This window comes from Mesorhizobium sp. M1334, from assembly GCF_040317995.1.
In the GTDB taxonomy this organism is placed as follows: domain Bacteria; phylum Pseudomonadota; class Alphaproteobacteria; order Rhizobiales; family Rhizobiaceae; genus Mesorhizobium.
This window is the reverse complement of the sequence record NZ_JAMYLM010000001.1, coordinates 88,327-101,667: the sequence shown is the minus strand read 5'-3', so window position 1 is coordinate 101,667 and position 13,341 is coordinate 88,327. Positions and strand designations below refer to the sequence as shown.

The 13,341-nt window shown below is 63.1% G+C and carries 15 protein-coding genes; 5 read left to right on the top strand and 10 right to left on the bottom strand.

Annotated elements, in window-relative coordinates:
• The first annotated feature begins 21 nt into the window (after positions 1-21).
• The 3 genes from NKH17_RS00485 to NKH17_RS00475 are packed head-to-tail and all read left to right on the top strand — an operon-like array spanning position 22 to position 2,504.
• The gene (locus NKH17_RS00485; RefSeq protein WP_352897839.1) at positions 22-735 is read left to right on the top strand and encodes a hypothetical protein; all 714 of its coding nucleotides are present in this window, start codon (positions 22-24) and stop codon (positions 733-735) included.
• A gap of 41 nt (positions 736-776) precedes the next feature.
• A complete protein-coding gene (locus NKH17_RS00480) occupies positions 777-1,535 on the top strand; it encodes an HpcH/HpaI aldolase family protein (protein WP_352897837.1) in 759 nt (252 codons plus the stop codon).
• Positions 1,536-1,547: 12 nt separating this feature from the next.
• The gene (locus tag NKH17_RS00475) at positions 1,548-2,504 is read left to right on the top strand and encodes a C-terminal binding protein (RefSeq protein WP_352897835.1); all 957 of its coding nucleotides are present in this window, start codon (positions 1,548-1,550) and stop codon (positions 2,502-2,504) included.
• Positions 2,505-2,744: 240 nt separating this feature from the next.
• Here the strand turns inward: NKH17_RS00475 and NKH17_RS00470 are convergent, their stop codons facing one another.
• From NKH17_RS00470 to NKH17_RS00435, 8 genes are all read right to left on the bottom strand, one after another.
• Positions 2,745-3,224, bottom strand: coding sequence for a MaoC/PaaZ C-terminal domain-containing protein (locus NKH17_RS00470; protein WP_352897833.1), 480 nt, complete (start codon positions 3,222-3,224; stop codon positions 2,745-2,747).
• A gap of 1 nt (position 3,225) precedes the next feature.
• Positions 3,226-4,302: a Gfo/Idh/MocA family protein gene (locus NKH17_RS00465; protein WP_352897832.1), complete on the bottom strand. Its 1,077-nt coding sequence runs from the start codon at positions 4,300-4,302 to the stop codon at positions 3,226-3,228.
• On the bottom strand, positions 4,295-4,624 hold the full coding sequence (locus NKH17_RS00460) for an L-rhamnose mutarotase (protein WP_023676093.1): 330 nt from the start codon (positions 4,622-4,624) through the stop codon (positions 4,295-4,297). Before NKH17_RS00460 ends, NKH17_RS00465 begins: the two co-directional genes overlap by 8 nt.
• Positions 4,625-4,633: 9 nt before the next feature.
• Entirely contained in the window at positions 4,634-5,746 is a 1,113-nt protein-coding gene (locus NKH17_RS00455; protein WP_352897830.1) for a mandelate racemase/muconate lactonizing enzyme family protein, read from the bottom strand.
• Positions 5,747-5,749: 3 nt separating this feature from the next.
• Complete coding sequence (locus NKH17_RS00450; protein ID WP_352897828.1) at positions 5,750-6,847, bottom strand: ABC transporter ATP-binding protein; 1,098 nt, start codon at positions 6,845-6,847, stop codon at positions 5,750-5,752.
• A 1-nt stretch (position 6,848) separates the two neighbouring features.
• Positions 6,849-7,715: a carbohydrate ABC transporter permease gene (locus tag NKH17_RS00445; RefSeq protein WP_352465970.1), complete on the bottom strand. Its 867-nt coding sequence runs from the start codon at positions 7,713-7,715 to the stop codon at positions 6,849-6,851.
• 2 nt (positions 7,716-7,717) lie between these two features.
• Positions 7,718-8,614, bottom strand: a complete 897-nt coding sequence (locus NKH17_RS00440) for a carbohydrate ABC transporter permease (protein ID WP_352645280.1) — start codon at positions 8,612-8,614, stop codon at positions 7,718-7,720.
• Positions 8,615-8,754: 140 nt separating this feature from the next.
• Complete coding sequence (locus NKH17_RS00435) at positions 8,755-10,074, bottom strand: type 2 periplasmic-binding domain-containing protein (RefSeq protein ID WP_352897826.1); 1,320 nt, start codon at positions 10,072-10,074, stop codon at positions 8,755-8,757.
• Between the two features lie 159 nt (positions 10,075-10,233).
• Between NKH17_RS00435 and NKH17_RS00430 the strand changes: the two genes are divergently transcribed.
• Both NKH17_RS00430 and NKH17_RS00425 read left to right on the top strand, forming a co-directional pair.
• The gene (locus tag NKH17_RS00430; protein ID WP_352451570.1) at positions 10,234-11,022 is read left to right on the top strand and encodes an IclR family transcriptional regulator; all 789 of its coding nucleotides are present in this window, start codon (positions 10,234-10,236) and stop codon (positions 11,020-11,022) included.
• A gap of 67 nt (positions 11,023-11,089) precedes the next feature.
• Positions 11,090-11,926, top strand: coding sequence for an amidohydrolase family protein (locus NKH17_RS00425; protein ID WP_352897824.1), 837 nt, complete (start codon positions 11,090-11,092; stop codon positions 11,924-11,926).
• Positions 11,927-11,991: 65 nt separating this feature from the next.
• Here the strand turns inward: NKH17_RS00425 and NKH17_RS00420 are convergent, their stop codons facing one another.
• Together NKH17_RS00420 and NKH17_RS00415 are read right to left on the bottom strand one after the other, a co-directional pair.
• Positions 11,992-12,141 (bottom strand): hypothetical protein, encoded by a 150-nt coding sequence (locus tag NKH17_RS00420; protein ID WP_254818770.1) that lies wholly within the window; start codon positions 12,139-12,141, stop codon positions 11,992-11,994.
• A 43-nt stretch (positions 12,142-12,184) separates the two neighbouring features.
• Entirely contained in the window at positions 12,185-13,327 is a 1,143-nt protein-coding gene (locus NKH17_RS00415; protein ID WP_352897937.1) for an extracellular solute-binding protein, read from the bottom strand.
• Between the last annotated feature and the right edge of the window lie 14 nt (positions 13,328-13,341).

The window sequence follows — 13,341 nt, the reverse complement described above, 5'->3', positions numbered from 1 at the left end:
CTCGATCCAGAGGGTCTCCACATGCGCTTTGCCTATCTTGCCTTCTTCCATGACGACCGCGAGGCAAATTTGGCCACCGCCGGTGAAGACGTTGACGCTGTGCGGCGTGTGATTGCGTCGACCCCGGGTCTTGCGCTTGCCAACATCTATCTGCCCGAAGTGGCGACGGACATGTTCAACAACGATGGTCCACCGCCGGTCTTTGGCTTCCAGCTCTATTTCGACGAATTGGCGGACATGGAGGCGGCGCTGGCGCCGTCCGGCCATCTGCAGGCACTTGCCGCACCTGGTATGCTGTCGAGCATCGCCGGTTCGAGGCCGACGCAACAGGCAATGTGCGTGCGTCCGTTTCCCGTCGATGACGCTGGCGTCAAGACGTTCGGGCTGCCCTGCAGCTATCTTGTCCACTATCCCGGGCCGGCCGAAGACATGAATGTCTGGCTCCACCACTATGTGACGCATCATCCGCAACTGATGCGGGGCTTCCCAGGCATTCGCCACATCGAGGTTCTGTCGCGACTGGATTGGTGCGGTTCGCTGCCCTGGCCGCGGATCGACTATATGCAGCGCAATCGCGTCATGTTCGACAGTCCCGCTGCATTGACGCACGCGCTGCAATCGCCGGCGCGGCTGGAGATGCGCGCCGACTACAAGACTTTTCCGCCGTTTTCAGGCGGCAGCCGGCATTTTCCGATGTCGACGGAAGCCGTGCATCCTTCGTCAAGGGCCTCGTAGGCAAACAGGGTTTGCCGACGCCGAAAATTTCTGGAGATTTCATGTACGACTTTCGCAAGAAATGTATCTCTCTCGATCGCCTCATCGGCACCTTCTGCGCCATCCCGCACCCTGTGGCGGTCGAAGTGGCGGCCGCGAGCGGGGTCGATTTCCTGTGCATCGACTGGGAGCATTCGCAGATCGGCCGCGAACGGCTCGAGGATCTGATCCGCGCCGCCGATGTCCACAAGGTTCCCGCGATGGTGCGCGTTCCCGGCCACACGCCGGAGTGGATCGCGGCCGCGCTCGACGCCGGCGCGTCGGGCGTCCTGGTGCCGCGCGTCTCCACGGCCGAGCAAGCCCGCATGGCGGTCATGGCCTGCCGTTACCCGCCGGTCGGCGCACGCGGTGTCGGCCCAGGCCGCGCCGCCGGTTATGGCTACAGCATTCCGGACTACCTCAAATCGGCCAACGAGGTCCTGACGGTCGCCATCCAGGTCGAGACGGCGGAAGGCCTCGCCAACATCGACGACATCGTCCAGGTCGACGGCGTCGACGTGGTCTTCATTGGCCCCGGCGACCTATCGGTCTCGATCGACGCCATGGGGCCGGCCGGCCAGGACAAGCTCAATGCCGCGATTATGAGGATCGCGACCGCGGCGCGCACGGCCCGCAAGGCCGTCGGCATCTTTCGCCCTTCGGCGGATGATGTCGGCAAATGGTCGCGGCACGGCATCAGCTTCCACGTGCTGGCCAGCGACACGATGTTTCTCGGCGCCGGCCTTGCCGCCGGTGTCGCGTCGGCGCGCAGCGCCTCATAGCAAGAGTTTGGCATGAAGATCATCAAGACCGACGGCGTGTTGTCAGTCGAGGAAGAGCAGTTGCGCTACCTCGACGGCTTGGGCGCCGAGTTTGTCGAAAAGACGCTGCTCACGGAAGATGCCCTGATCGAACACTGCCGCGACGCCGACGCATTGATGGTATTGCGCGAGCCGCTAACGGCTCGCGTTTTGGCGGAACTGAAGAGGCTCAAGGTCATCGGACGGTTCGGCGTCGGGCTCGATTCGATCGACGTCGAGGCCGCCAGCCGTGCCGGTGTTCAGGTAACCTACGTGCCGGACGCCAATCTGGTGGAAGTCAGCACCCACGCCATGGCCCTGATCCTGGCCTTGACGCGCAAGCTGAAGCAGTTCGACAGCGCCGTGCGCGCCGGCCGTTGGGCTGCAATGACCGATGGCGCCGGCATCACACGGCCCGACAGGCAGATCATCGGCCTGATCGGCTTCGGCCAGATCGGGCGCCTGACTGCCGAGCGGGCACGTGTCTTCGGCTACCACATCATCGCCTACGACCCGTACATGCCGGCCGAGCGCATCACGGCCGGTGGTGCTGAACCGGTCGGCTTCGACGAGTTGCTTGCCAGCGCCGACATCGTCTCGCTGCACGTTCCCGCGACACCGGAGACCAGAAACATCATGTCGGCGCAAGCCCTGTCGAGAATGAAGGAAAGGGCGATACTCATCAACGTGTCCCGCGGCGGCCTCGTCGACGAGGTCGCCTTGGCGGATCTGATCCGGCGTCGCCATCTGGCTGGCGCCGGCATCGACACTTTCGAGCGGGAGCCGCCTTCGCCCGACAATCCGCTGCTGGCGCTGGACACCGTCCTGGTCAGTCCACACGCGGCGCACTACTCGACCCAGTCTTACGCGGAGGTTCGCAACAAGGTGTTTGCCGATGTCGCAGCGGTCCTGCGCGGCGGCAAGCCGGTATATCCGGTCAACCGGATATGACCAATTCCCGATGTCGGCACCATCCGCTGCCTGTCGACAGTTCCAGCTTACGGTCCGGGGCAGGCGCCCCCTGAGCGCGACCTCGGCAAGCGGATAAAGACGGGAACGGGCGAAGAGTGAATGTGCATTTTTGCCGACAGCGCCACATTTTGTTCTTGCTTTGTGCTGGCAGCTATGCTACTAGTTTGCGTATGGTGGTGATTCGCACCGAGGACCCGTCGCAAGGCGGGTTTTTTGTCTTTAGGTTTCAGCGCCATCCGTCGAGGCTCTGCTCGGCTTGTCGCGACGCTCGACGATGTAGATGTGGTCGGTGACCAACACCACGTCGCCATGCTGGTTGATCACCTCGCAGCGCTCGATGACCCGGCCTGAATCGGGTCGCTTCGGATCGTCTTCCCTAGCTGAGATGGTGGTGCGGGTCCGGATCGTATCGCCGATGAACACCGGCTTGATGAAGCGCAGCCTGTCGTAGCCATAGGAGAAGGCAACCGGGTTGATGACGCTTGCCGTCAGTCCGACGCCGACCGAAAAGACCAGCGTGCCGTGGGCGATGCGCTGGCCAAACGGCGTCGTCTTCATGAACTCGGCGTCCATGTGGTGGGGAAAGAAATCGCCGGTATGGCCGGCATGGACGACGAAGTCGGTCTCGGTGATGGTGCGCCCGCTGGTCATGCGCGACGACCCGATCTGGTAGTCCTCGAAGTAGATCGTCTGCTCCATGTCAGGGCCTCGCCACTATCGGTGTTGCCGGCGCCGCGCTCGATTGATAGGCGGCTTCGACCAGCGCCATGGTGCTCCAGCCGTCCTCGACGGAACTGACAAGCTCGGCGTCCTCGCCCGACGCGTAGCGCTGGACATTCGCCATGCGGCCGGCAAAGGCGTCCGGAAACCATGAGCCGACGAGTGGAACCGCAATCCAGTCCTTGCCGCCTTTGGGGTAGATTTCGAGAATATCCGGCTCGCCGCGCGGATAGTCGAGGTTGACGCCTAATTTGAGGTAAGCGGCGCCCTCGGTGCCGCAGATGCGGAATTCGCAGGCCTGGTGTTTTCGACCGAATTTGTGATCGTGGTTGATCGACAGTGCACAGCGCACGGTGTCGCCATAGTCGAGGATCGCGCTGGTGCGCGTTTGCGCAACCTTATGGCCGGGGTGGCCGAGTGTCTTGGCGTGAACCCCCTTGGGATCGCCGAGCAATTGGCGGATCAGGTCGAGATAATGGATGGAATGCATGGCGATCTCGACACGCGGCGCCTGCAACAGGAATTCCCAGAGCTGCCAGGGTGTCGCCAGCGCCAGCCATGCGTCGAAATCGACCACTTCGCCCAGCCAGCTCTTGGCGATCGCATCCTTCAGCGCCAGCATCATCGGCGCAAAACGGAGTTGGAAATTCACAGCGGCCCTGAGGTTTTTGGAGCGGCAGATTTCGAGGATCTCGGTCGCCTCGGTGAGGTCGCTGCCCATCGGCTTCTGGATCAGCGTCACCGCACCATCGGACAGCGCCCTGAGCACGCCGACGTGATGGGCCGGCGGTGTCGCCAGGTCGAATACGGCGTCCTTGATTGACGCAGCTTCCTCGAGCGACCGGTAAGCGGTGACGCCCCATTTCTGCGCCAGTTTTTCCGCCTTGGCCAGGTCGGGGTCGAAAAGCCCGGCAACCGGGAAACCGGCTTTCCCGTAGGCCGGGAAATGCGCATCGCCGACGATCGAGCCGGCGCCGAAAATCACGATCGGCCTGGGCTTTGACGGTTGTGCCCAGGCCTGGGAAAGCGAGGCAGGATCGAAAATGTCATCAGTCATAATGGAAGACTTCGTCCATCGACGCCCACCACTCGCCCTCCTTGCGGGTCGGCAGCGGCTCCTGGCATGGCATGCACAGCGCCCACCATTCCTGCGTCGTGGGATCGGCAGCCATCTTCGCCATGTCGGCGGCATAGTCGGTGCCGTGGTACTCGAAGGTGCTGAACAAAAGGTGCTCCGGCTCCCTCAGATAGATCGAATAATTCTTGATGTTGCAGGCGGAAATCATCTTGAGGACGTCCGGCCAGACGGCAGCGTGAAGCCGCACATACTCGGCGACTTTCTCCGGCTTGAGACCGAGCACCATTCCCATTCGCTGCATGTCCGCCTCCTATTTCACTATCGCCATGGTGAATTCCGCTATGCTCTTCGACTTGATCGCATCCCAGTTCCAGTCGATGCCGATGCCGGGCTCGTCCGGCGCCAGCGCGTGCCCGTCCTCGATACGCATTTTCGTGCCGGTCAGCTCGTCGAGCTGGGGAATATACTCGACATATCTGCCGTTCTGAACGGCGCATGTCAGGCTGACATGCAGTTCCATCAGGAAATGCGGGCAGACCGGTATGTCGAACGCCTCCGCCGCATGCGCCACCTTCAGCCACGGCGTGATGCCGCCGATGCGACCGACATCGACCTGCACGATCGAACACGCGCCCTTTTGCATATATTCGCGGAAATGCCGGATCGAATAGAGCGACTCGCCGATGGCGATCGGCGTCGATGTGGCACTCGACAGTCGCACATGGCCGTCAATGTCGTCGGCCGGCAGCGGTTCCTCGATCCACGCGAGGTCGAGTTCACGCAAGCGCTCGGCCCGGCGGATCGCCTCGTCGACAGAAAAGCCCTGGTTGCAGTCGGTCATGATCTCGTAGGAGTCTCCAACCGCCCGGCGCACCGCCGTCAGCCGGGCAAGATCCTCGGAACCGTGCGGCTTGCCGATCTTGACCTTCGAGCCACGAAACCCCTTGGCCTTGGCGGCCAGCGCGTCCTCGACCAGTGCCTCGGTTTCGATATGCAGCCAGCCGCCTTCGGTGGTGTAGAGCGGGCAGCGGTCCTTGGCGCCGCCGGCAAGCTTCCACAGCGGCAGGTTTTGCTTCCTCGCCCGCAGATCCCAAAGCGCAGTGTCGATGGCCGCCAGCGCGATTGCCGTGATCGCGCCGATCGTCGTGGCATGGGTGGCGAACTCCAGCTCGCGCCAGATCGCCTCGATCATGTCGGCGTCGCGGCCGATCAGCCGCGGCGCAAGGTGGTCGGCCAGCAGCCGCATCACCGAGGAGCCGCCGGTGCCGATCGTGTAGCTGTAGCCGGTGCCGACCGCGCCGTCGGCGTCGGTGATGGTGACGATCGGTGTTTCCTGGCTGACAAAACTCTGGATGGCATCGGTGCGCTTGACCTTCGGCACCAAGTCGACCATGCGCAGTTCGACCTTCTCGATCTTTGCCATGTTTTAACCTCGCAATGTCTTGCCTGTTTCGGCAGAAAACAGATGGGCCTGCGACAGGTCCAGGCTCATCTTGACCCGGTCGCCGGCGTTGAGCGGCTTTGGATTGAGCATGCGGGATACCCAGTCGCTGCCGTTGAATTCGGCAAACACCAGCGTCTCGTTGCCAAGCGGTTCGGTGACGGTCACCGGCAGTTCCACCTGGTGGACGTCGACATCTTCGCCGGAGCTGATGCCGTGTCCCGTCGGATAGATGTCGTCCGGCCTCAAGCCGAAGACGACCTTGTCGCCGGTACCGACATTTGCCTTGAACTGGCTGGGCAGAGGCAGTCTCTCGCCGCTGGCGAACAGCAGCTGTCCGTCGTCGACGTCAGCCTCGTGCAAATTCATCGGCGGCGAGCCGATGAAGCCGGCGACGAAGCGTGTCTGCGGCCGGCGGAAGACCTCGTCGGGTGTGCCGACCTGCTCGATGAACCCGTCACGCATGATGACGATGCGGTCGGCCAATGTCATCGCTTCGACCTGGTCGTGGGTGACGTAGATCACCGTCGACCGGACCTTGGCATGCAGTTTCTTGATCTCGGTGCGCATCTGCGTCCGAAGCTTGGCGTCGAGATTGGAAAGCGGCTCGTCGAACAGGAAGACGTCGGGATCGCGCACGATGGCGCGACCCATGGCGACGCGCTGGCGCTGTCCGCCCGACAGCTGCGACGGCCGGCGGTCGAGCAACTGGTCGAGGCCGAGAATGCCGGACGCTTCGGCTACGCGACGGTCCATTTCTTCCTTCGCGGCGCCGGCTATCTTCAGCGAGAAGCCGAGGTTTTCGCGCACCGTCATATGCGGATAGAGCGCGTAGGACTGGAACACCATCGAGATGTTGCGCGAGCGCGGCGGCAGGTCGTTGACCATGCGGCCGCCGATCTCGATGATCCCGTCGCTGATCGCCTCGAGGCCGGCGATCATGCGCAGGGTTGTCGACTTGCCGCAGCCGGACGGCCCGACCAGCGCGATGAACTCGCGGTCGGCGACCTCGAGGTCGATGCCGTGCACGACCGCCACCGGACCATAGCTCTTGGTGAGTTTCTTGAGCGATACAGTTGCCATGTCAGCCTTTCACCGCGCCGGAAGTGAGGCCGCCGACGAGATGTTTCTGGACGATGAAGGTAAGCGTGAGCGCCGGTATGATCATAACCACGGCCAGCGCGCACATGCCGCGCCAGTCGATGGTGAATTCGGCCGTATAGTCGAGCAGGCCGACCGGCAGGGTCTTGGAGTTGATCGAGCGTGTCAGCTGCGAGGCGAGCGCGAACTCGTTCCAGGAGGTGAGGAAGGCAAAGATGCCGGCCGAGGCGATGCCAGGCCCGGCCAACGGAAACTCGACCTGCCAGAAGGCCTGCCAGCGCGTGCAGCCGTCGATCTGCGCCGCCTCGGCGAGGTCTTTCGGCACCTGGCGGAAAAAGCCGTCGATCAGCCAGACGGTGAAGGGCACGTTGAGCGCGACATAGACCAGGATCAGCCCGAAATGCGTGTCGATGATGCCGAGCCGCGCAAAGACGAAGAACAGCGGCAGCGACAGCGCAATGCCAGGCACCGTGCGCGTCAGCATCAGGCCAAGGAACATCGCCGATTTGGCGCGAAAGCGGTAGCGCGCAAAGGCATAGCCGCCGGCCATGCCGATAACGATGGCGATCACCGTCGAGGTCACCGAGATGATCAGCGAATTGCGGAAGTAGTCGAGCACCGGAATGCCGCCCTGGCCGACGCCGCTGAACATGGCTATGTAGGCATCGAGCGAGAGTTGCTGCGGGATCCACACCGGCGGCTTGGCCATGATCTCGACGGTCGGCCGCAGCGACGACAGCACGATCCAGATGCCGGGCAGGCAGATGACCAGCATGGCCAGGAACAGTCCGATGCCGTGAACGATGCCGAGCGCTTTGTTGCCGACGCGATGCAGGCTGTTCTGGTCCATCCTCACCACTCCGCCGCGATCTGCGTGCGCGCCGCGGCAAGCTTGCGGTAGAAATAGACGGTGAACAGGATGGACAGCAGGATCGAGAAATAGGCCATGGCATTGGCCATTCCCATCCGGGCATCGCCATAGGCGGTGCGGGCGACGAGCGTCCAGACCAGTTCGGTGCGGCCGGCAGGACCGCCGTCGGTCATGATCTTGACGATGTCATAGGCGCGCGCGACGTCGAGCGAGCGGATGGTCATGGCGATGAAAGCAAACGGCATGATGAACGGCCAGGTGACATAGCGGAATGTCTGCCACGGCGTGCAGCCGTCGACGCGGGCCGCCTCGACCGGTTCGCGCGGCATCGCCAGCAGCCCGGCAAGGATCAGAATCGCGAACACCGAGGTCGACGACCAGATCTCGGCGGTCAGGATGGCGATGAAGGCGAGATTGCCGTCGATCAGCCACGGGATGGCGCGGTCGGTCAGGCCGAGCCCCTGCAGGGTGTTGTTTACCAGGCCGATATTGTCGTTGAACATGAATTTGAACTGGAAGCCGACCAGGATCGGCGAAAACATCATCGGAAACATCATGATGGTGCGCAGAACCCGCTGGCCGCGCGATGCCTTTTCCACTAGCAACGCCAGCCCTAGCCCGATCAGCATTTCCAGGTTGAGCGCCACCGTCAGCAGCACCACGGTGCGGGCAAAGGCGACCCAGAAAGCGCGGCTGGTCAGGATGGCGACGTAGTTGCGTGCGCCGATGAAGACCCAGAACGTCTCCGGCCTGGTCAGCCGGAACGGCGTGAAGCTGGAATAGAGCGACAGCAGCAACGGCACCACCACCACCGCCGCCAGCACGATCACCGCCGGCAGCAGGAGCAGCAATGGCGGCGAAGGTCTCCAGCCTTTCATGGCGATCCGGTTCTGGTTGGTGCCCGGACACCGAAGGCCGCCATTGGCGAGCTGGGATCAAGACACAGCGTGTTGCGCATGGTTCGAAAAAAGTTCGGGCGCCGCTCTTCAATGAGCGCGGCGCCCCCTTGGTTGAATGATCAAAGCTTGCCTGCGTCCTCGAGGATCTGGGTGGCCTTGGCGGCAGCGTCGTCCAGCGCCTGCTTGGAGGTCTTGTCGCCAAGGATGGCGGCCTGCAATTCGGGATAGACGGCGTTGGAGATTTCGATCCATTCAGGTGTCTGCGGCACGGCAAAAGCGTGCTGTGCCTCTTCCTGGAAAGCCGCCAGCACTTCCTTCTTATAGGGATCGCTTGCCGCCTGCTGGATGTCCCAGTCCCACACCGCCGTGCGGGTCGGCAGTGGGCCGCTTGCCGCCTCGAGTTTCTGGCTGTCCTCATTGGTCAGGAACCAGACCAGCGACGCCGCAGCCTCCTTGCTGGCGCAGTTTTCGGTGACCGAAAATCCGTGGTGCCCCGACCAGCCGGTGCGAATGCCGGCCGATCCCTTCGGCGCCACCTTCACCCCGACATTGCCGGCGACCTTCGACGACTTCGGATCGTTGAAGAAGCCTGCCCAGCCCGGCCAGTCGAGGTTGATGGCGACGGTGCCTGAGGCAAAGCCCTGGCCGAGATCGTCCCACAGATAGTTGGTGGTGCCGGCCGGCACCGCCTTGGCCTTGTAGAGATTGACGAACCAGTCGAGTGCGTGCACGCCGGCTTCCGAGTTGAAGGCCGGCTTGCCATCCTTGTCGAGGTATTCGCCGCCGTCGGCGATGAGCATCTCGTAAAACCGGCCGTTGATCGCCTCTTCCTTGCCGGCGAACTGGGTGCCGTAGAAATCGGGCGGGCTGGCGAAGAATTCCGCCTGCTGGGCGACCTCGTCCCAGGTGTCGGGCGGTGTCAGCTCCTTGCCGTACTTGGCCTTGTAGGCGGCCTTCTTGGCTTCGTCCTGGTAGAGGCTCTTCTGGTAATAGAGCGCCGACACGTCGAACTGCGCGCGCGGCAGCATCACCAGCTTGCCGTCGAGCGTCGAGGCCTTGATCGTCGACGGCACGAAGGCGTCGATCTCCTCCTTCGGCAGCAGCTTGTTGAGGTCGGTGTAGATATCAGGATACTGCGGCGCGAAGGACGAGTGGTTCGACCCAACGCACCAGTTGATGCTGCCGGAGGCGATGTCCGACTTGATTTCCTTGTCGAGCTCGAAGTGGTTTTTCTTCGAGATCACGTTGACCTTGGCGCCGGTCAGTTTTTCCCATTCGCCGATGCGCGCGTAGAGCCCTTCATATTGCTGGCCGCCGATCAGCTTGGCGTCGATGGTGACGCCGTCGAATTTGCCTGGCAGGTCGGCAGCAAGGGCAGCACTCGCACCAAGTGCGAGCAGCGTTACGCCGGCCGACAGGCCGCAGAACAGTTTCGTCATTGGTATCCTCCCAAGAGCCTGCATCGATCGCGTAGTGAGGTCGATCGGCAGCTTCATTCATATACAAACAAAACATTCATGCGATCGTCAAGCCGAAAGTTCTTTCGGAAGCAATACCGTTATGCGTATATGAAAAATGCAATTCACTGGAGAGGCGGAATGGCAGAGGACGAGGAAGACGACCGCTATCGAGCCCCAGCGCTGGACAAGGGGCTCGACATCCTCGAGCTGCTGGCCGGTGTCGATGGCGGCCTGACGCAGGCGGAAATCGCCAAGAAGCTCGACCGCAGCCCGAACGAGTTCTATCGCATGCTGGACCGGCTGGTGCGGCGCGGCTATGTCACGCGGCCGGATGGTGACCGTTACTCGCTGACGCTCAAGCTGTTTGGTCTGGCGCAGCTGCACGCGCCGGTGCGACGGCTGGTTTCCTATGCGACGCCGCTGATGCGCGAGCTGGCCGAGACCACACAGCAGGCAAATCAGCTGGTCGTCTTCGATCGCGGCTCCGCCGTGGTGATTGCCCAGCAGGAAGCGCCGGATTACTGGGGCATCTCGATCCGCGTCGGTTCGCATATCAGCCTGTTCGACACCGGCTCCGGCCATGTGCTGCTGGCGTTCCGCCCGCCGGAAGAGCGGCAGATGATGATCTCAGAACATCTGCGCAGCACCGACAAGCCGCCGCAATCGCCGGAGTTCTTTGCCCGCCTCGACCAGATCCGGGAACGCGGCTACGAGATGATGGCATCGATGCAGACCGCCGGTGTCTTCAACCTGTCGACACCGGTTCTTGGCTCGGACGGCAGGGCAATCGCCGCGCTGTCGATCCCCTACATAACCCTGGTCAACGCACCCAAGGCGCCCGACATTACGAGGACGATTGAGCTGCTGCTGGCAGCGACCGAAAAGCTGTCCCAACTGGCGGGATCGACCGTCAAGCAATCGCGATGAATTCTTATTTGAATGAAGAATTTCTCCGTGAGATGATCGCGAAGTCGCCAAGGAGGAGCGCGCCACCATGATCTTTGACACTCATCTGCACCTGATCGACCAGTCCGCGCTGCGCTATCCCTGGCTGGCCGGCGTGCCGGCGCTCAACCGCGATTTCTCCTACGACGAATATGCAGTCCAGGCCCGCCGTGCCGGCATCGAGGGCGCATTGCACATGGAGGTCGATGTCGATCCTGCCGACATCGAGGCCGAGACCAGCCATGTGAAAACGCTGTCGCAGCAGAAGGGCAGCCTGCTACGCGGTGCAATCGCCTCCTGCCGTCCGGAAGAGCCGGGCTTTGCCGGCTATCTCGAGCGCCAGCGCGCCGATCCTTTCGTCAAGGGCTTTCGGCGTGTGCTGCACGTCATGCCGGATGAACTGTCGGAAGGCGCGCTGTTTCGTGAAAACGTCAAGCGGCTTGCCGGCACCGGCCTGACCTTCGACCTCGTCGTCCTGCCGCACCAGATCCCCAAGGCGATCGCACTCGCCGACCTCGCGCCGGATGTCCAGTTCGTGCTCGACCATTGCGGCGTGCCCGACATCAAGGGCGGTGCCGAGCACCCCTGGCGCGAGCACATGGCGGAGATCGCGCGGCGCCCGAACGTCGCCGGCAAAATTTCCGGTGTGGTCGCCTATGCGGATGCCGGATCCTGGACTGTCGAAACGCTGCGTTCCTATGTCGAGCACACCATCGAATGCTTCGGCTGGGATCGCGTCGTCTGGGGCAGCGACTGGCCGGTCTGCACGCTCGGCGGTGGGCTTACGACCTGGATTGCGGCAACGCACGCGCTGCTTGCCGGCACCAGCGACGATGAACGGCAAAAGCTGCTCTCCGGCAACGCCAAGCGGCTGTGGAGTTTGTAGAGCATTTTGCAGCCAAGTGGAATCACTTGGCGTCGCACAAATGCGGCTAAAACGAATAGACGGCCTCAGATGGTCGCCGACATGTGCCGCTCGCGACCGTAGAGCGAAACCAGGAGCACGATGACCAGGCCAGGTGCCGCCCAGGCCGACGGCAGCACCTTCTGCGGCGCGCCGTCATATTGCGCCTTCAGTTCGGTCGGCAATCCAGCAATCACGCCCGAAACGTCTTGAGCGCAGGCTCTCCTCCGTTCGGTTGTTTCAGGCTCCTCCGCCGGCAACGCCGGACACCTGAGTCGAAAAGCTCTCCCGAAACAGGCGATTGAGATCGGCAACGACGCGAGCGGCATTGTGCCTTTCGCTCAGGCCAAGATTGATGCGATCTGACGCCGCCTGCTGGAAGGCCATGTAGCCGTCGTGCCGCGGCCTGACCCAGGCACCTTCGAGCGTGGCTCGGGTGGCGACGTAGAACTTGCCGGTGGCGGCGTTGACGGCGGCATCCGCCCAGGCTGCCGCATGGCCGGGCTGGCCGCCGGCCGAGGCGTAAGGGCCGCGCTGCACGTCACCGCTGGCGATCCAGTAAGCGAAGTCGATGGCGGCCCGCCTGGCCTTCGAAAAGGCCGACACGGCGATGCCGGTCCCGCCGAGCGCCGAGCCTTTGGGACCGACATTGCCCGCAGCAGGGATATCGGCGAAAACAACGCGGCTGGGCCGGAATCCGGCGATGGCGTAGGAGACATAGCCATAGATCAGCGGCGCACAGGCGATCCGCGATCCCGATCCGGCCATTTGCTCAAGAACCGCGATCGGGTCCATGCCAAGACAGGCCGGGTCGACGAGGGCCGCGATCTCGCGCATCATCTCGAAAACCTGCTTGCCGATTGCAGGATCCACATGGTCGCCCGGGCCTTCACCGGCGGGCCGGCCGAGATTGCCGGCGAGCGTGTAGAACACCATCAGCGAATGCGGCGGCCTGAGCGGCAACAATACGCGGCCCTGCCGCGCCAGATCGAGCGCATCGGCCCAGCTCGCCGGCGCAGCCGAGAGCATGTCGGGCCGCCACGCCTGCACCTGGCTGGCCGCGTCGATCGGAAACGCCCACTGCCGGCCCTGCCAGTTGTAGCTGGCATAGGACCGGCCGACGCTGCCCGCCGCAAGTGCTTTACGTTCGGCTTCCCGGCCGGCGATATCGAGCGGCGTCAGGCAGTTCTCGGCGGTGATCCGGCCGACATGCGGATGGTCGATGACGATCAGATCATAGGCGCGGGCCAGTTCCTCGACCGGAAAGGACTCGAAATCCTGCAGCGAGCGCTTGTCCCATTCGATAGTGACGCCGGTCCGTTCCTTCCACAGCGCCGAACAGGCGACCATCGGGTCATAGCCGCGCGGATGGCTCCAGGTCATGCCTTTGAGCATGA